Raw genomic sequence first — 18,156 nt, 5'->3', positions numbered from 1 at the left:
CAGAAACACTAACTTGATCAATCAGTTACCACGTTGGGTTGAATACGGCGCATTTTTGCTGGCACTGATTGCTGGCACAGTGAATGCCGTTGGCTTACTGGGCGTCGCTCATCAGTCCCTATCGCATTTATCCGGCATTGCCACCTTAAGCGGCATTGAACTGGCTGCCGGCCAGTTTGCGTCGGTAGTGCATTTGTTGGCGCTCATCGGAAGCTTTGTCGCTGGCGCGGCGTTGTCCGGCTGGATGTTATCCGGTCGCACCCTCAAGCTGGGGCGTCACTACGATACCTTACTGGTCTATCAGGGCTTACTGTTACTGGGCGCAATGGGCTGTTTGCTACAGGACTGGCGCAGCGGACAATATCTGGCTTCCGCGGCATGCGGTCTGCAAAACGCGCTGGCCACCAATTACAGTGGCGCGATTATTCGTACTACCCACCTGACCGGCATCTTTACCGATTTGGGCTTAATGCTCGGCGCGCGGTTAAAAGGCGATGCCTTCGACCGGCGCAAAGGCGCATTGCTGTTGTCGATTGTTGCCGGGTTTATCTTAGGTGGGGTGGCAGGCAGCGCCTTGTATCTGTTGCTGTCATTCTGGGCGCTGGCCTTTCCGGCGTTACTGTGTTTGATTTTGGCCTTGCTATATAACGGCTACCGGCGCCGCGAGATCCTCGCTAAGCGCCATGATGGAGCCGTTTAAATACCCAGTGCGTAGCGTAATACCTGCTTTTTCAGCGGTGCAATTTTCGCCACCCCGGCAAACGCCAGATTACGCAGCCATTTCAGCGGTTTAATGTCATTACTGAACGCGGCATAAAAGCCGTCCATGCCTGACATCATCAGCAGGTTATCTTTACGACGTTTCGCCTCATAGGCCGCAAACAATTGCGCCAGTGCAGCGCGATTTGCCGGATGCCCCTGTTCGTCCAACAGCGCCAATAACGCGGCGACATCTCGAAAACCCAGATTGACACCCTGCCCGGCCAGTGGGTTGATGCAATGCGCCGCGTCGCCCAGCAGTACCACATTATCGCGGTAGTAATGATTGGCATGTAATCGGGTAAGCGGAAAACTGCCGACCTGTAAAATATCAAAATCCACCAACTCGGGCGGGAAATGCGCGACGATTTCCTGTTTAAGTTTGTCCGGCGTCATGGCTCTTAATCGTGCCACGTTGGCCGCGCTGTGATACCACACCAACGAGCCATGCCCGTCGTACAGGGGCAAAAACGCCATCGGGCCGTTGGGAGTAAATTGCTGCCAGGTGATGTCCTGTGGCTCACCGTGGGTTTTTATCGTGACGGCCAGACACTGCTGGGCATACTGCCAGCCCGTGGTGCCAATCCCGGCTAACTCACGCACTTGTGAACGGCCACCATCGGCGCCCACCACCCAACCGGCATCTATCTGGCGACCATCAGACAAGGTTAACAACACCCGCTCATCGCTGTGCAACGAGGTCACCGCAACCTGTTCGAGTAAAGTCAGTTGTTGCAGTGAACTGGCCACCTGATACAACCCCAGCTGTACCAGGCGGTTTTCAACCATGTAACCCAACTCAGGTAAGTCTAATTCGTCGGCGTTAAATTCGACCCGCGCGGCAGGATTTTCCCACACCGCCAGACGTTTATAAGGTAGCGTGCGCATGGCCTGAACAGCCGCCCACGCCCCTAACTGATCCAACAATTGTTGTGAAGCACGGCTAAATGCCGAGACCCGCAGATCGCAAGGTTGCGCGGCATCAAACGGCGCTGGCGGCTGGTGCTCAATCACCACCACCTGAAAACCGCGACGTACCAAACCTATCGCCGTGGCCATGCCTACCATGCCGCCACCGACGACGCACACGTCTGCGTTAATCTTCTGTTGCTGTTGTTCCACTATAAACCCAAGTTATTGTTTTTATTGAATTTTAACTAAATCGCCGAGCGACATAAAAATACGCCCAACGACCATTCTGGCGACGATTGTAACCATCTGCGTCAAAAGCACCAGTCAGACAAACTTTATTACATTCACCCAGTAAACTTTTTACCCCGTAGACACTACTTATACAGGGTACACGGCATGATTATGCCATTAACCTGAGACTGAGGATCTGATTATGTTTACCACCCTGACCAGCATGGCGTTTGCCCTGGCAATTAACAGCAGCACAATCGCCACCCAAGACAATATTACTCACTATACTGTCACGTATTCGTCATCTTCGGCGGTTAATCTCACCCGCCAGCTTACGCAAATCAGCAATAGTGAGATTACCTACGCCACTATTATCGGCCTGCAACAACGCAGTGCAGCTGATTTACGTCAAATAGGCGTCGATATTCAACAGTTTACCAATTACTCGGACGCAGCCCTGACGACTGAGTAACGGCTCCCTGGACCACTGCAGTTGGCAGTCTCACTGCGGTGGTTTTTTCTTTTCTTCGCTCGTGGCCACAATTACACCAACAATACTGGTATGCCCCTGCCAGAACGGGTAAAATACGCGGCTATTTTTAAGGTCCGGTGAACTGACTCAACAAAGGTGTAACACGAGTGAGTAAGAAACTCTTTATTAAAACCTGGGGCTGCCAAATGAACGAGTATGACTCGGAGAAAATGGCCGATCTGCTTGATTCTACCCATGGTTACCAACTGGCTGAAACCGCAGAAGAAGCAGATGTGATTCTGCTCAATACCTGTTCCATCCGTGAAAAGGCGCAGGAAAAAGTCTTTCACCAGTTGGGTCGCTGGAAGACATTAAAAAACAAAAAGCCTGATTTAATCATTGGTGTCGGTGGCTGCGTGGCCTCACAGGAAGGCGCGCACATTCGTGAACGGGCCCCTTATGTGGACATGGTATTTGGCCCGCAAACTCTGCACCGCTTACCAGAGATGATCAATGCCGTGTCTAACGACCGCTCACCTGTGGTCGATATCAGCTTCCCGGAAATCGAAAAATTCGATCGCCTGCCAGAGCCGCGTGCCGAAGGCCCCACTGCGTTCGTGTCGATCATGGAAGGCTGTTCTAAGTACTGTACCTTCTGCGTAGTGCCTTATACTCGTGGTGAGGAAGTCTCACGCCCAGCCGATGATGTTATCTTTGAAATCGCGCAGCTGGCCGAGCAAGGCGTACGTGAAGTAAACCTGTTAGGTCAGAACGTCAACGCGTTCCGTGGTGCCAACCACGACGGCAGCATCTGTACTTTTGCCGAATTACTGCATTTAGTCGCGGCTATCGACGGTATCGACCGTATTCGTTACACCACCTCACACCCGGTGGAGTTTACTGACGACATCATCGAAGCCTACGCCACCATCCCGGAGCTGGTTGATCACCTGCACTTACCGGTACAAAGTGGCTCAGACCGTATTCTGGCGCTGATGAAGCGTGGCCATACCGCGATTGAATACAAGTCCAAGATTCGCAAGCTGAAAAAAATCCGTCCGAATCTGAGCATGTCGTCTGACTTCATTATTGGTTTCCCGGGTGAAACCGCAGAAGATTTTGAAGCGACCATGAACCTGATCCAGCAAATCGATTTCGATTTGAGCTTCAGCTTTATTTACAGCGCCCGTCCGGGTACGCCTGCGGCCGATCTGCCGGATGATGTATCAGAAGACACCAAAAAAGAGCGTCTGTATCTGCTGCAACAACGTATCAACCAGCAAGCCCTGCGTATTGCCCGTGGCATGCTGGGTACCGAGCAGCGCATTCTGGTTGAAGGTCCGTCGCGTAAAAACCCAATGGAATTGCAGGGCCGTACCGAGAATAACCGCGTGGTTAACTTTGAAGGCCAGCCAGGCATGATTGGTCAGTTCGTCGACGTGATGATCACCGACGTATACGCCAACTCCCTGCGCGGCGATGTTATCCGTACCGAAAACGATATGGCACTGCGTCAGCATACTGCCCCAGACAGCATTTTGGCACGTCAGCCAAAGAACCAACCGGATGAGCTGGGCGTCAGCCAGTTTCAACCTTAAGCCAGGAGCCAGAGATTTTGTCTAACCAGTTAGTCACCAATGAAGTCGTGTTAGAGCCCAGTGATAATCGTCGTCTTAGCAGCCTGTGTGGGCCGTTGGACGACAACTTACGTCAGATTGAGCGTCGACTCGGTGTTGAAATCAGTTATCGCAGCAATGAATTCACCGTCACCGGTGAAACCAAGCAAACCAATGCGGTAATTGAGCTACTGAAACTGCTGTATATCGAAACACAGCCGGTGAAAGGCAAAATCCCGACGCTGGATCCTGAGCAGGTGCACCTGGCCATTCAGGAAGCGCGTTGTCTGGAAAAGGCCGAAAATGGCCATTATCACGGCAAAGAAGTGAATATCCGGACCAAGCGCGGCGTGATCAAGCCACGTAACCCGAATCAGTCCCAGTACGTGCAGAATATCGTGAATCACGATATCACCTTCGGGATTGGTCCGGCTGGTACCGGAAAGACCTATCTGGCGGTGGCCGCTGCGGTGGATGCACTGGAACGTCAGGAAGTACGTCGTATTTTACTGACCCGCCCTGCGGTAGAAGCCGGTGAAAAGCTCGGTTTCCTGCCCGGCGATTTAGCCCAGAAAGTAGACCCCTACCTGCGCCCGCTATATGACGCCCTGTTTGAAATGCTCGGCTTTGAAAAAGTCGAGAAACTGATGGAGCGTAACGTCATTGAGGTTGCACCACTGGCCTACATGCGTGGCCGCACCCTGAATGATGCCTTTATCATTTTGGATGAAAGCCAGAACACCACAGTAGAACAGATGAAAATGTTCCTGACCCGTATTGGCTTTAATTCCAAAGCAGTGATCACCGGTGACATCACGCAGGTTGACCTGCCCCGTGGCGCACGCTCGGGTTTACGCCATGCCATCGAAGTGCTGCGCGAGATTCCGGATATCTCGTTTAACTTCTTCACCGCTCAGGACGTAGTACGTCACCCCGTGGTGGCGCGCATCGTGGTGGCTTATGAGGCCTACGAACAGCAGCAGGAAGCGTTAAAACGCGAGCAGCAGCTGCAAAAACAGCAGGAACAGGAAGATAAAAAATCGTGAGCGCCTGCTTAGATCTGCAAATCGCTACGGAATTCACGCCGCTGGCGAGCGAAACCCAGTGTCAGGGTTGGCTGGATGCGGTACTCACCCATCAGGACATTGGCGATGCCGAAATCACCATTCGGCTGGTGGACGAAGAAGAAAGCCAGAGTCTGAATCACGACTATCGTGGTAAAGACTATCCGACCAATGTCTTATCGTTTCCTTTTGAAGCCCCACCGGGAATCGAGTTAAATTTACTCGGCGACCTGGTCATCTGTATGGCCGTGGTCGCGCGCGAAGCACAGGAACAACAGAAGTCATTAAATGACCACTTAGCCCATATGGTAGTGCACGGTACCTTGCATTTACTGGGCTTTGACCATATTGATGACGCCGAAGCGGACGAAATGGAAGGGATCGAAACCCACATTCTTAGCCAATTAGGCATTGACGACCCTTACCAGATTAAGGAATGATGCAATGTATTCTCGGGTAAAGTGATTGCAAAGCTTTGCCAGACACATTGAAAATCGTTAAATTAATCAACGTGTTATACAAATAGAATAAATGTTACCTGACAGGTAGATATGAGCGACGACAATTCACACTCTAGCAACGGTTCTGCGGGACGAAGTTGGTTAGGCAAAATACTGCAAACCTTCACCGGAGAACCGAAAAACCGCGAAGAACTCGTAGAGTTCATCAACGACGCCCAGCAACGGGAAGTCATCGACCCCAGCACCCGCGAAATGATCGAAGGGGTGTTGGAGGTATCAGAAATCCGCGTACGTGACATCATGGTGCCCCGCGCCCAGATGGTCACCATCAATCTCAACGACAGTCTCGAAGAATTCCTGCCGGTATTGCTCGAATCCGCCCACAGCCGTTTTCCGGTGATTGGCGAAGATAAAGACCATATCGAAGGCGTGCTGCTGGCCAAGGACTTATTGCGCTTTGTGTTCACCGACCGCGACAATGTCCGTCTGCAGGAAATCCTGCGCCCGGCGGTGATTGTGCCAGAAAGCAAACGGGTCGATTCGCTGCTGAAAGAATTCCGTCAAAAGCGCTACCACATGGCGATTGTGGTGGATGAATACGGCGGTGTATCCGGTCTGGTTACCATTGAGGACATTCTGGAAGAAATCGTCGGTGAAATCGAAGATGAGCACGATGACGATGAAACCAGCAATGCCGATATCCGCGCTCTGAATAAGAACACCTACAGTGTGCGTGCCCTGACCGAAGTGGAAGACTTTAACGACTTCTTCAAAACCAATTTTGACGAAGAAGAAGCCGATACCATCGGTGGTATTGTGCTCAAAGCCTTCGGCCACATGCCGGAGCGGGATGAAACTGTTGAAATTAACGGCCTCGCCTTTACCGTGACCAACGCGGATAAACGTCGCCTGATTCAACTGAAAGTCACCGTGCCAAAACCCGGCGAGGATGATAAGGAAGACTAATCCGTTGCGCTTAGCCCTTATTGCGCTGCTATGCGGCGCTGTTATGACGCTGGGCTACGCGCCCTTCTCTTTCTGGCCGGTGATCCCACTGGCCTTAATCAGCTTTTTTCTGCTGCTGACACACAGCCAGCGCCCGGCATGGCTGGGCTTTAGCTTTGGCCTTGGCTGGTTTAGCGCAGGCGTAGGCTGGGTATATGTCAGCATCGCCGATTACGGTGGTTTCCCGTTACCGGTTTCGCTGCTGTTAATGCTGCTGTTGGCCGCATATCTGGCCTTCTACCCTATGTTGTTTGCCAGTTTACTGGCGCGTTTTAGCCCGGTACTGTGGCCGCTGGCCGCGCCGGTATTGTGGGCCTTGTGTGAATTTTTGCGTGGCCATTTGCTCACCGGTTTCCCCTGGCTGGCGTTGGGTTACAGCCAAATTGACAGCCCGCTGGCTGGCTGGCTACCAGTTATTGGCCAGGCCGGGATCAGCGTATTGCTGATCATTGGCGCGGCGGCAACCGCCGGTCTACTGAGTAAACGTCGCTATGTTACGGCGGTCACGCCATTTGCGATTTTGTTGTTAAGCGGGTTGGCGGTTCAGCAGGTCAGTTGGCAATCCGGCACGCTGAGCACACCGAAAATTACTCTGGTACAGGGCAATATCGCCCAGTCCATCCGTTGGCAGCCAGAAACCGAACAGCCGACCATGGACAAATACCTGGCGCTGACCGAGCCGCACTGGGAGAGTGATATCATTATTTGGCCAGAGGCCGCCATTCCGCGGATTGAGCCATTAGCCCAGCAGTTTTTAGTGGATTTGGATAAACGTGCCGCCGATGAACACAGTGGCCTGATCACCGGCATTCTTAATTACAACCTGGATAGCCGCGAAGCATTTAATGGCGTGATTGCGTTGGGCGCCACTACAGGCGATGGCCCCAGCTATTTGTACGAACACAATAACCGTTATTACAAACACCATTTGCTGCCGATTGGTGAGTTTGTGCCATTTGAAAGCTGGCTGCGTAAACTGGGCGGGATTTTCGATTTAGCCTGGTCGTCGTTTCAGCGTGGTGACTATCTGCAACCGGATCTGATTGCCAAACAGTATCGCCTGACTACCGCGTTATGCTATGAAATTCTGTTTGCCGAGCAGGTGCGGGATAACCTTAAAAGCGATACGGATTTTATTCTGACCCTGTCCAATGATGCCTGGTTTGGTCACTCCCATGGCCCTCACCAACATCTGGAGATTGCCCGGGTACGTGCCGCAGAATTCGGCATTGCGGTGCTGCGCGCCACCAATAATGGCCTAACCGCGATGATTGATGCCCAAGGCAAGATTATCGCCAAAGCGCCAGCGTTTGAAGCCACCACCCTCAGCCAGGACGTGCCGGTAGTGCGTACCGATACGCCCTATCGCCGTTTTGGCGATGCGCCGCTGTGGTTGTTGTTAGGGTTAGCGGGGATTATTGCACTGGGGCTGCAGCGCACTATTCGTCGTCGTCCGTCCCATTAACGATATTGGCGATTTGCTCTAAGCGCTCCAACGCCAGCTGATTCAGGGTATTTTTCGGATAACGGCCGCGGGATGACAATTCACCGGCTGGCATACCCGTCATGATCTGCACCGCCTGATCGATGTTCTCCACCGCGTAAATATGGAATTTTTCCTGTTTTACCGCGTCAATCACCGACTTGCTCAGCATCAGGTTAATGGTGTTGGATTTAGGGATCACCACCCCTTGCTGACCATTCAGGCCACGGTGTTCACACAGGGTAAAGAAGCCTTCAATCTTCTCGTTAATGCCACCGACGCTTTGCACCTGGCCGTATTGGTTAATTGAGCCGGTTACCGCCATTTCCTGTTTAACCGCCACCCCGGTCAGCGCCGACAGCAAGGCGATAAGCTCACCTAACGAGGCAGAATCGCCATCGATATGGCCGTAGCTTTGTTCCAGCGCGATATTGGCGGATAAAGTCAGCGGGAAGCTTTGCGCATACTTGTAGCCTAAGTAGCCGGTTAGCAGCATCACGCCTTTGGAGTGAATCGAACGGCCCAATTCCACTTCCCGTTCAATATCCACTACGCCGTTGGCGCCGGCATACACAGTGGCGGAAATTCGTGCCGGCGTACCAAATACGCTATCACCAATTTCCAGTACTGTCAGGCCATTGACCTTACCGACGGCATCCCCTTCGGTAGAGATCAGTACCTGGCCTTCTTTAATATCGTCCAGCAACGCCTGGCTGATACGGCCATTACGTTGGGTTTTGGCTTCCAGTGCCTGTTCAATATGGCGCACATCCAGTTCATTGTGTTTGAGCAACTGGCAGAAATAGTTGGCTTCGTGGATAAGTTCCAGCGTATCGGCAAAACGCGCCGAAAAGCGGTGCTGGTGCTCGGCCAAACGCAGGCTGTGCTCCACTAACCGATACATGGCTTTGGGCGTAATGGTTTTCAGCCCTAAGGTATTAACCTGCTCGCGTACCCGGCCGACAAAATCAAACAGGGTCTGGTTTTCCAGCGGGATCTCATGGTCAAAATCCACCAGCACGCGGAACAGTTGATCGTATTCGTCGTCATATTCCTGCAGCATGTAATACAGGTCGCGGCTGCCCATCAGCACCACTTTGACGTTGATTGGAATGGCCTGCGGATTAAGCAGCATGGAGTTGACCATGCCCACTTCCATCTGCGGAATATCCATCTTGATTTCGCTGTGTTTCAGCACCAGCTTGAGGGTTTCCCACACATAGGGGTGCTGAATCACTTTATCCATATCCAGCAACAAATACCCGCCATTGGCACGATGCAGCGCACCGGGGCGGATCATGCGGTAACTGGTATACACCGAGCCGGAAATATTGGTGTATTCAATCCGCCCAAACAGGTTCTGATAGGTGGGATTGGATTCGTACACCACCGGCGCACCGGCGCCCGGCTCGCTGGCCACCAGCACATTGGGCATGATCTGTTCGGTCAACAGGGTTTTGCGATCGATATCGTCGGTTTTATCTTCTTTGCTGTTTTCTTCTTCCGACAGCTCAATCACCGTTTCGATCAGGTTGTCGCGCATATTGCGCAGATACTTCAGTACGCCCAATTCACCGGCGTAGATATGCTCGAGGTTTTTCAGCAGCGGGCGAATGCCCTGCTCGGCAGTTTCGCGCTTAAGCTGACGTTGCAGCTCTGACATTTCGCGGTTCCACTGGGGCAGTTCAATCAATTGTTCGCTGAGGCGATGTTCTAAATGATCGATCAGGCCATAAAAATGCTGACGCTCCTCGTCGGATAACTGAGCAAACTGCTCATCATTCAGCGGGGTGCCATCTACTATCGGCGAAAAGCTGATGGTGCCATCTTCTTCATACAGCGCCACACTGTGCTGCTGGGCAATGGTCTCCAGCTCGTCGATGGCCTCGGCGTACTTTTTATCAAACTGACGTTTAATCGCGGCGCGCTTGCGCTGATAACCCGGGTTATCAAATGCAGCCGGAAAGGTATCCAGCAGCTCGTCGATCATCGACTCTAAATGGGAACACAACACTTTTGATTCGCCGGGGCGCATTTTCAGCGCCACTGGCTCACGCTCTTCGTCAAAGTTATTCAGGTAACACCATTCATTGGGGGTGGTCAGGCGCTCTACGTGGCGGCGGATATGCTCATGCACCAGGGTATAACGGCCGGTGGCCGGTTCGCCCATCACATACAGGTTGTACCCCGGCGCATTAATACCCAAGCCAAAATCCAGCGCCTCACGCGCCCTTGCCTGGCCGATAAAACTGGCTTGTAAGGCAGCGGGATCTTTCATCGCCGCATTTATGGCGCGACGACTGGGTTTGGCGGTTAACTGGGTAGGTTCTAGGGGGTTAATGCTCAGCATGCGTCCTGATTCGAAATTATTTTTAGCAAAGTGAACCGCCATTTTACCCCATAGTCAAACCCGCCTTGTAATTATTTTCCATTTGAACGGAATTAAGGTGACAATAGCCTGATGGTTTATCTTAGCAGGTGTGAATTTGCCCCATGCAACCGCGTTTTTCCTTTGACAACATAGACTTACATAACTGGCCGCGGGCGCAGCATTTCGACTTTTTCAGCCGTTTTGCCTCACCCGGCTTTCAGTTAATTGTGCCGCTTAAGCTGCACGGGCTGGCAGATAAAGCCAAACAGCAACAGATACCGTTCAGTGCCGCCCTGTTATACGCGTTGCAACAGGCGATTCTGGACTACGCGCCAATGCGCATGCGCTTAGTCGACGGTAAACCTGTGACGTTTCACGGTAACCATATCAGTTCTGTTGTACTGGCCGATGATCAGACTTTCCGCTTTGCCTATTTGCCGCAAACTGACGGATTCGATGCCTTCTGCACTATGTATAAAGCGGCGGTTGAGCGCGCTAAACAGCTGCCGTTCTATTCCGAAGATTTTGCCTACAACGAAGGACGGGCCGATGTGGTGTATGTGTCCACCCTGCCCTGGCACAATTTCAGCGGCTTTCGCCACGCCGAATTCAATACCCACAATGCGCAGGGCATTCCGCGCTTCGTATTTGGCAAACAGGACTGCACACAAGACACCCTGCCACTGGCTATTGATGTGCACCACGGCCTGATGGATGGCCTGCATGTGCATGAGTTTGTGCAGGTGTTTGAACAAGAGCTGGCATCATTAAGCTTTTGATATTCAAATATTTAAAGCGATAGAGTGAGCAAATAAAGGAATGACTGTATAAGTATTTAAAGTAAAAACAGTCTGATATTTTTAGGTGTTCTATGAAAGTACATCAATCTTATGGAAAACAAACTTTTGATAGCAAAGCTTGCTTCTTGTGTGGAGAGCATCTTGGCGGCAGCAAAAGTGTGGAGCATGTATTCCCGAAATGGCTCCAGAATAAATATGATTTATGGAATCAAAAGATTGGCTTACTAAACGGATCGCTTTTGTCATATCGACAACTAACGATTCCCTGCTGCAAAAGATGTAATAATGAGCATCTTTCTAGGGTAGAAGATGAAGTAAGTGCTGCTGTAAAGGGAGGTTTTCTAAAGACTAGTCGGTTGCCGGTTAATACTTGGTATCTATGGGCCGGGAAGATTTTTTACGGAATACTAAGAAAAGAACTCACGCTGCTTTCAGAAAGATCGGAACCTTACAGCGGAACAATCGTGAGTGAGGATATTTTGAAGTCTTTCTCTAATTTACATCTTTTTATGCAAGGATTGAGAGGTAGACACGAATTCTGTGCTGACGTCCCCTACAGTGTGCTTGTCTGTAATTTGCACGAGTTTGGAGGAGCCTTTGATTTCCGTGATAATTTGTTCCTCTCGACAGTTGCAATTAGGATGGGCGAGACCGGTGTAATCGTTTCATTTGAAGATGGCGGAATTACAAAAGAATCTTATGGAAGATATGTAACAGAAGTCGACGGAAGTAAACTTCATCCAATACAGTTTTATGAGTTGTATGCAAAAATTACCTACCAAATGAAGCTACGCCAAAAACACCTATCATATGTAACGCAAACGCATGTTGATGGGCACTTTGTTGCTTCGACAGAGGTGATAAGATCATCTTCACCATTGGATAATTGGAACTCTAAAGAATTTGTCGAATTGCTAAGTTGCTATATTTCTCCTTGGCTAAGTGAGAAAGAGATGGCGGACTTGTTTGATCAGGTTCGTACATGGATGGTAAATGAAAATGGAAAACCTTTACTTCTCTCACGGGAAGAATGGGAAAGCCCTACAATTCAATGAAATTGGCGCAGTAAATTCCATCGTTACCATTGAAACTACTCACCAACCGGTATTTCCGTCAGCGCCAACCCACGGCTAAGGATCGTCCGCTCAATTTTCGCCACCGCGATCTTTGACACCACTAAGCCGGTAATCAGCGCCACCAGTGGCAGCCAGCTGCCATAGCCAAACAGCAGGAATAACACGCCTGCCAGCGCTAACACCACGATCACCGATACCGCGTATTTGCATTGATTCAGCAATGACATGCCGGGTTGCTTTAGCCCCTGTGCCCAGGCATTTTCCAGCACTACGAATTGTTGATGGCGCGGTAAGTGCGCAATATCACTGACGCTATCGATAAAAGGTTTTACATCCATACCGCTTTTGACCTTTTCCTGCGTGATAGAGGCACTGTACCCAAAAGGCGCGCCACAAAAAAGCCCGCATGATGCGGGCTGATTATCGGATTGAATACCTAATCCCTGTTGGGAAGACTTCGATTGGGCTTACTGCGAGTTTGGCAGCGGGAAGCCACGGTCACGCATCAGCGCATCCACTTTGGCATCGCGGCCACGGAACGCACGATAGGCATCGGCCGGATCCACTGCGTTACGCACTGAGAACAAGTGCTCCACTAACTTGGCGGCTACGGCCGGATCGTAGAATCCACCCGGTGCTTCGGCAAACGCTTCGGCGGCATCGGAGGTCAGCACTTCGGCCCACATATAGCCGTAGTAACCGGCGGAATAGCCCTCACCGGAGAACGCATGGCCAAAGTGTGGCGTGCGGTGGCGCATCGGTAATTCAGACGGCATTCCCAGCGCAGCCAGCGTCTCGCGCTCGAATTTATCTACATCGACACCGGTTGGATCATCCAGCGTGTGCAGCTTCATATCGATCAGCGCTGAGGCCAGATATTCCGTGGTTTTGAAGCCCTCATTGAAGGTGGCGGCTTTTTTGATTTTGGCTACCAGCTCAGCCGGGATTGGCTTACCGGTTTCATGGTGCACCAGATACTGGTTAATCACTTCGTCGGTTAACAACCAGCGCTCCAGTAACTGCGACTGGAACTCGGTGTAATCACGCACGCCGCCGTTTAGGGTTGGGTAATCCACCCTGGATGACAAAGAGTGCAACGCGTGGCCAAACTCGTGGAAGTAGGTTTCGGCATCGTCCCAGCTGATCAGCGTGGGCTGACCGTCCGGCCCTTTGACAAAGTTCGAGTTATTCGACGCCAGTACGTTGGTTTCACCGTCCAGCGTATTGTGTGAACGATAAGACGTCGCCCACGCACCGGAGCGCTTACCTTTGCGTGCAAACGGATCTAAGTACCACAGGCCGACGTTTTTGCCGCTGGCTTTATCGGTCACTTCCCACACTTTCACATCCGGGTGGAACACCGGCACGCTGCCTTCGGCAACCGGGGTGAATTCAAAGTTGAACAAGCGCCCTGCCACATAGAACATCGCCTCACGCAGTTTATCCAGTTGCAGGTACTGTTTTACTTCGTCCGAGTCCAGATCGTACTTGGCTTTACGCACTTTCTCGGCGTAATAGCGGTAATCCCACGGCTCAATTTTGATATTGGCGCCTTCGGCATCGGCCAGCGCCTGCATATCGGCTACTTCTTCTTTGACCCGCGCTATGGCGGCAGGCCATACGGCCATCATCAGATCCATGGCGTTTTGCGGGTTTTTCGCCATGCGGTCTTCCAGGCGCCACTGGGCGTAATTGTCGTAACCCAGTAAGCCAACACGCTCGTCACGCAGGGCCAGGATCTCGGCAATCAGCGCGTTGTTATCATACTGATCGCCGTTATCACCACGACTGTAATAGGTGCGCCAGACTTTCTCGCGCAGCTCGCGCTCATCCGAAAACGTCAGGAACGGATCCATCGATGAACGGGTATTGGTAATCGCGTACATGCCGTCTTTGCCACGCTCTTTGGCGGCAGAAGCCGCTGCATTGACGAACGACTCTGGTAATCCCGCCAGTTGCTCGGCGCTGATGTAAGTCACGTAGTTTTCTTCATCGGCCAGCACGTTATTACCAAACTGCGTGTGCAGCTCGGCTAAACGCTGATTGATCTCGGCGTAACGCTTTTTACCTGCCTCATCCAGCGTGGCACCGTTACGGGTATAACCTTTATAGACCAGCTCAACCAGGCGCTGTTGATCCGGACGCAGGGTCTTAACTTCATCACTTTCATACACCGCTTTGACGCGCTGGAACAGCGCTTCATTTTGGGTAATGGAGGAGAAAAACGCTGACAGTTTGGGGCTCATTTCTTTTTGAATGGCGCGAAACTCTGGCGACGACATGTTGGAGCTCCAGATACCGTAATAGGTAAACACGGTATCCAGGGTTTTGCCGACCTTTTCCAGCGCCACGATGGTGTTATCAAACGTTGGCGCGGCTGGGTTGTTAGCTATCTGCTCGATTTCGGCCAGCTGGGCCTGCATGCCTTGCTCCAGTGCAGGCTTGAGGTCGTCCAGCTGCATTTTATCGAATGCCGGTACGCCCTGATACGGGCCACTGAACGGCTGAGTCAGAATATTTTCTTGTTGTTGGGTTTGCAGCACTGGCGTGGTGTTATCGGCAGACTCGCTGGCCGGTTGGCAGCCCATCAGGCCGGCAGACAGCGCCGCCATGACCGCCAAAGACAGGATATTTTTACGCATTATTATTGTCCCTTGGTTAGTTTGCTGTCCGAGTGTAGGGATTTTGCCCGGGGGTACAAGCCCAAACGCCGAGAATAATCTGCAAAATATCGTGTCAGGTTGTTTCAGCCAGCGGTCAGCTAAGGTATTCTATGCGGCTAATTTTATTCATACTTTAAAACGATTTGCGGAACCGGTTTTAATGGAAAAACAGTATAACCCTCAAGAAATTGAACACGTCGTACAGCAATACTGGGTAGATAACAACAGCTTCAAAGCGGTTGAAGATGCCAATAAAGAAAAGTTCTACTGTCTCTCCATGTTCCCCTATCCAAGTGGCCGACTACACATGGGCCACGTGCGTAACTACACCATTGGTGATGTGATCAGCCGTTTCCAGCGCATGCAGGGCAAGAATGTGATGCAGCCAATGGGCTGGGACGCATTTGGGTTACCCGCAGAAAACGCGGCGGTGGCCAACAAAACTGCACCGGCGAAGTGGACCTACAGCAACATCGATTACATGAAAGGCCAGTTAAAATCACTGGGCTTTGGTTACGACTGGGATCGCGAAGTAGCGACCTGTAAACAGGATTACTACCGCTGGGAGCAGTGGTTCTTTACCCGTTTGTTCGAAAAAGGCCTGGTTTACAAGAAAATGGCCACCGTCAACTGGGATCCGGTTGACCACACGGTACTGGCTAACGAGCAGGTTATCGATGGCCGTGGCTGGCGCTCTGGTGCGCTGGTTGAACAGCGTGAAATCCCCCAGTGGTTTATCAAAATCACCGACTACGCCGAAGAATTGCTCAAAGAGCTGGATGAACTGACCGAATGGCCAGAACAGGTCGTGGCGATGCAGCGTAACTGGATTGGTCGCTCTGAAGGCGTAACCATGACATTCGCACTGGCCGACTCTGACGCCACGTTCGATATCTACACCACCCGTCCGGATACCCTGATGGGCGTGACTTACGTGGCACTGGCTGCGCAGCACCCGCTGGTAAAACAAGCGGCTGAGTCCAGCCCGGAGCTGGCGCGTTTTGTCGACGAGTGTAAAAACACCAAAGTCGCCGAAGCCGAACTGGCGACCATGGAGAAAAAGGGCTGTGCCACTGGCCTGTTTGCTATCCACCCACTGACTGGTGAAAAAGTACCGGTATGGACGGCCAACTTCGTACTGATGGATTACGGCTCAGGTGCCGTAATGGCCGTACCTGGCCACGACCAGCGTGACTGGGAATTTGCCACCAAATATGGGCTGGAAATCAAACAGGTAGTGAAACCGGCTGATGACAGCGACTGCGATTTGAGCAGCGCTGCCTTTACCGACAAAGGTATTCTGGTCAACTCGGGCGAATTCGATGGCCTGACCTCACAACAAGCCTTTGATGCCATTTGCGCCAAGTTGCAAGCAGCAGGCAAAGGCGAAAAGACCGTTAATTACCGCCTGCGTGACTGGGGTGTATCCCGTCAGCGCTACTGGGGTGCACCGATTCCGATGCTGAACCTGGCCGATGGCAGTTCTGTGCCTGTGCCTGCCGAGCAGTTACCGGTCGTGCTGCCAGAAGACGTGGTGATGGACGGCGTAATTTCACCGATTAAAGCCGATCCACAGTGGGCTAAGACCACTTATAACGGTGAAGAAGCGTTCCGCGAAACCGACACCTTCGATACCTTTATGGAGTCCAGCTGGTACTACGCCCGTTACTGTAGCGCGCAAAGCCAGGATGCCATGTTAGATCCGAGCCAGGCCAACTACTGGTTGCCGGTCGATCAATATATCGGTGGTATCGAGCACGCGATTTTGCACCTGCTGTATTCACGCTTTTTCCACAAGTTACTGCGTGATGAAGGCCTGGTACAAAGCAACGAACCCTTTAAACGCCTGCTGTGTCAGGGCATGGTGCTGGCCGACTCTTACTACCGTGAAGACGAAAACGGTAAGAAGACCTGGTACTCACCGGCTGATGTAGACGTAGTCGAGCGTGACGAAAAAGGCCGCATCGTGCGTGCCGTGTTACGCACCGATGGTCAGGACGTCCTGCACGGCGGCATGACCAAAATGTCTAAGTCAAAAAATAACGGTATCGACCCGCAACAGGTTATTTCTCAGTACGGCGCCGACACCATTCGTCTGTTTACCATGTTCGCCGCGCCACCAGAGCAAACGCTGGAGTGGACGGACTCGGGTGTAGAGGGTGCCAACCGCTTTATTAAGCGTTTCTGGAAACTGGCTCAGCAGGTGATTGAATTCGGTGATGTGGCAGCGGTTGATGCAGCGGCCCTGAGCCCGGAGCAGAAAACCCTGCGCCGTGAAGTACACAAAGCCATTGCCAAGGTCACCGATGATTTAGGTCGTCGCCAAACCTTTAACACGGCGGTGGCTGCGGTAATGGAATTGCTCAACCACCTGGCTCGCGCCCCACAGGACAATGCACAGGATAAAGCCATTTTACGTGAAGCGGTGGTAGCTATGGTGCAGTTACTTAACCCGATTACCCCGCACGTGTGCCATGCCTTATGGCAACAGCTGGGCCAAAGCGGTGACGTAGAGCACAGTGACTGGCCGCAAGCCGATGCTGCTGCGCTGGTAGAAGACGAAAAACTGATCGTGGTGCAGGTAAACGGTAAGCTGCGTGCCAAACTGACCGTCGCGGCGGATGCCAGCGAAGACTCAGTTAAAGCCCTGGCACTGGCAGAAGAAAACGTAAAAGCCTTTACCGACGGCAAGACCGTGCGCAAAGTGATTTATGTGCCGGGCAAACTCGTTAATATCGTGGCCAACTAATGCGAAACCTGATGCGTAACCTGCTACTGATTGTTAGCCTGCTGACCCTGACTGCGTGTGGATTTCATCTGCGCGGCAGTCAGCCGATTCCACTGAATCTGCAAACTCTGTGGCTAACCAGTCAGGACCATCAGGATCCGCTGTTTGCGGTGCTGAAAAAACGTATGGCCCGCCATGAAATCACCCTTCTTGAGCAGGGTGATGAGCAACATGCGCAATTACTGGTCAATGATGGCGCCGTATCCCGTCGCCTGCTGTCGCTGTTCCCTAGCGGGCAGGTGGCTGAATACGAACTGATTTACACGGTACGCTGGAGTTTGTGGCGTCCCGGCGATGACAGTGCCGAGTGGTTTGAATTTGATATTCTGCGTGAATATCAGGACGACCCGGATCAGGTGCTGGCAAAATCACGGGAAACCGCGCTGATTATGCAGGAAATGCGTCAGCAGGCGGCCGAACGTATCATGTCGACCCTCGCCACCCAAACCCGCTAA

The 18,156-nt window shown here is 52.1% G+C and carries 15 protein-coding genes; 11 read left to right on the top strand and 4 right to left on the bottom strand.

Features of this window, described 5'->3' with window-relative positions:
• The first annotated feature begins 13 nt into the window (after positions 1-13).
• On the top strand, positions 14-700 hold the full coding sequence (locus tag TK45_RS01210) for a YoaK family protein (RefSeq protein WP_131256798.1): 687 nt from the start codon (positions 14-16) through the stop codon (positions 698-700).
• Here the strand turns inward: TK45_RS01210 and TK45_RS01205 are convergent.
• Positions 697-1,881 carry an FAD-dependent oxidoreductase gene (locus TK45_RS01205; protein ID WP_254426503.1) on the bottom strand — a complete coding sequence of 395 codons (1,185 nt, stop codon included), beginning with the start codon at positions 1,879-1,881 and terminating at the stop codon, positions 697-699. The two genes, TK45_RS01210 and TK45_RS01205, sit on opposite strands and share 4 nt — an antisense overlap.
• A 223-nt stretch (positions 1,882-2,104) precedes the next feature.
• Between TK45_RS01205 and TK45_RS01200 the strand changes: the two genes are divergently transcribed.
• From TK45_RS01200 to lnt, 6 genes are all read left to right on the top strand, one after another.
• Complete coding sequence (locus TK45_RS01200; protein ID WP_131256797.1) at positions 2,105-2,374, top strand: hypothetical protein; 270 nt, start codon at positions 2,105-2,107, stop codon at positions 2,372-2,374.
• A 167-nt stretch (positions 2,375-2,541) separates the two neighbouring features.
• Positions 2,542-3,972 (top strand): tRNA (N6-isopentenyl adenosine(37)-C2)-methylthiotransferase MiaB, encoded by a 1,431-nt coding sequence (miaB, locus tag TK45_RS01195; RefSeq protein WP_131256796.1) that lies wholly within the window; start codon positions 2,542-2,544, stop codon positions 3,970-3,972.
• Positions 3,973-3,989: 17 nt separating this feature from the next.
• Entirely contained in the window at positions 3,990-5,036 is a 1,047-nt protein-coding gene (locus TK45_RS01190; protein WP_131256795.1) for a PhoH family protein, read from the top strand.
• Positions 5,033-5,494: an rRNA maturation RNase YbeY gene (gene ybeY / locus TK45_RS01185; RefSeq protein ID WP_131256794.1), complete on the top strand. Its 462-nt coding sequence runs from the start codon at positions 5,033-5,035 to the stop codon at positions 5,492-5,494. The genes TK45_RS01190 and ybeY overlap by 4 nt, the downstream gene beginning before the upstream one ends.
• 111 nt (positions 5,495-5,605) lie before the next feature.
• On the top strand, positions 5,606-6,481 hold the full coding sequence (corC, locus tag TK45_RS01180; RefSeq protein ID WP_131256793.1) for a CNNM family magnesium/cobalt transport protein CorC: 876 nt from the start codon (positions 5,606-5,608) through the stop codon (positions 6,479-6,481).
• A 4-nt stretch (positions 6,482-6,485) separates the two neighbouring features.
• Positions 6,486-7,985 carry an apolipoprotein N-acyltransferase gene (gene lnt, locus TK45_RS01175; protein WP_254426502.1) on the top strand — a complete coding sequence of 500 codons (1,500 nt, stop codon included), beginning with the start codon at positions 6,486-6,488 and terminating at the stop codon, positions 7,983-7,985.
• Here the strand turns inward: lnt and TK45_RS01170 are convergent.
• Positions 7,960-10,353 (bottom strand): Lon protease family protein, encoded by a 2,394-nt coding sequence (locus TK45_RS01170; protein WP_131256931.1) that lies wholly within the window; start codon positions 10,351-10,353, stop codon positions 7,960-7,962. The two genes, lnt and TK45_RS01170, sit on opposite strands and share 26 nt — an antisense overlap.
• Before the next feature lie 143 nt (positions 10,354-10,496).
• On the opposite strand from TK45_RS01170, the gene TK45_RS01165 reads away from it, so the two are divergent.
• Both TK45_RS01165 and TK45_RS01160 read left to right on the top strand, forming a co-directional pair.
• Positions 10,497-11,153, top strand: coding sequence for a CatA-like O-acetyltransferase (locus TK45_RS01165; protein WP_131256791.1), 657 nt, complete (start codon positions 10,497-10,499; stop codon positions 11,151-11,153).
• Positions 11,154-11,245: 92 nt separating this feature from the next.
• The gene (locus TK45_RS01160; protein ID WP_131256790.1) at positions 11,246-12,229 is read left to right on the top strand and encodes a hypothetical protein; all 984 of its coding nucleotides are present in this window, start codon (positions 11,246-11,248) and stop codon (positions 12,227-12,229) included.
• A 35-nt stretch (positions 12,230-12,264) separates the two neighbouring features.
• Here the strand turns inward: TK45_RS01160 and TK45_RS01155 are convergent, their stop codons facing one another.
• Together TK45_RS01155 and TK45_RS01150 are read right to left on the bottom strand one after the other, a co-directional pair.
• Positions 12,265-12,588, bottom strand: a complete 324-nt coding sequence (locus tag TK45_RS01155; protein ID WP_131256789.1) for a hypothetical protein — start codon at positions 12,586-12,588, stop codon at positions 12,265-12,267.
• A 129-nt stretch (positions 12,589-12,717) separates the two neighbouring features.
• On the bottom strand, positions 12,718-14,892 hold the full coding sequence (locus TK45_RS01150; RefSeq protein ID WP_131256788.1) for a M3 family metallopeptidase: 2,175 nt from the start codon (positions 14,890-14,892) through the stop codon (positions 12,718-12,720).
• A gap of 181 nt (positions 14,893-15,073) precedes the next feature.
• Between TK45_RS01150 and leuS the strand changes: the two genes are divergently transcribed.
• The gene (leuS, locus tag TK45_RS01145; protein WP_131256787.1) at positions 15,074-17,662 is read left to right on the top strand and encodes a leucine--tRNA ligase; all 2,589 of its coding nucleotides are present in this window, start codon (positions 15,074-15,076) and stop codon (positions 17,660-17,662) included.
• Positions 17,662-18,156, top strand: a complete 495-nt coding sequence (gene lptE / locus TK45_RS01140) for an LPS assembly lipoprotein LptE (RefSeq protein ID WP_131256786.1) — start codon at positions 17,662-17,664, stop codon at positions 18,154-18,156. Before leuS ends, lptE begins: the two co-directional genes overlap by 1 nt.

The sequence above is a fragment of the Bowmanella sp. JS7-9 genome (assembly GCF_004329715.1).
GTDB classification, from domain to species: Bacteria; Pseudomonadota; Gammaproteobacteria; order Enterobacterales; family Alteromonadaceae; genus Pseudobowmanella; species Pseudobowmanella zhangzhouensis.
The sequence above is the reverse complement of the archived record's forward strand: the minus strand, read 5'-3'. Positions and strand labels throughout refer to the sequence as shown.

Excerpts from the sequence above, each read along its gene's own strand:
- TK45_RS01200 (WP_131256797.1), top strand. The coding sequence starts at position 2,105 with ATGTTTACCACCCTGACCAGCATGGCGTTTGCCCTGGCAATTAACAGC.
- TK45_RS01165 (WP_131256791.1), top strand. The coding sequence starts at position 10,497 with ATGCAACCGCGTTTTTCCTTTGACAACATAGACTTACATAACTGGCCG.
- lptE (WP_131256786.1), top strand. The coding sequence starts at position 17,662 with ATGCGAAACCTGATGCGTAACCTGCTACTGATTGTTAGCCTGCTGACC.
- TK45_RS01150 (WP_131256788.1), bottom strand. The coding sequence starts at position 14,892 with ATGCGTAAAAATATCCTGTCTTTGGCGGTCATGGCGGCGCTGTCTGCC.
- leuS (WP_131256787.1), top strand. The coding sequence starts at position 15,074 with ATGGAAAAACAGTATAACCCTCAAGAAATTGAACACGTCGTACAGCAA.
- TK45_RS01160 (WP_131256790.1), top strand. The coding sequence starts at position 11,246 with ATGAAAGTACATCAATCTTATGGAAAACAAACTTTTGATAGCAAAGCT.
- TK45_RS01155 (WP_131256789.1), bottom strand. The coding sequence starts at position 12,588 with ATGGATGTAAAACCTTTTATCGATAGCGTCAGTGATATTGCGCACTTA.
- corC (WP_131256793.1), top strand. The coding sequence starts at position 5,606 with ATGAGCGACGACAATTCACACTCTAGCAACGGTTCTGCGGGACGAAGT.
- TK45_RS01170 (WP_131256931.1), bottom strand. The coding sequence starts at position 10,353 with ATGCTGAGCATTAACCCCCTAGAACCTACCCAGTTAACCGCCAAACCC.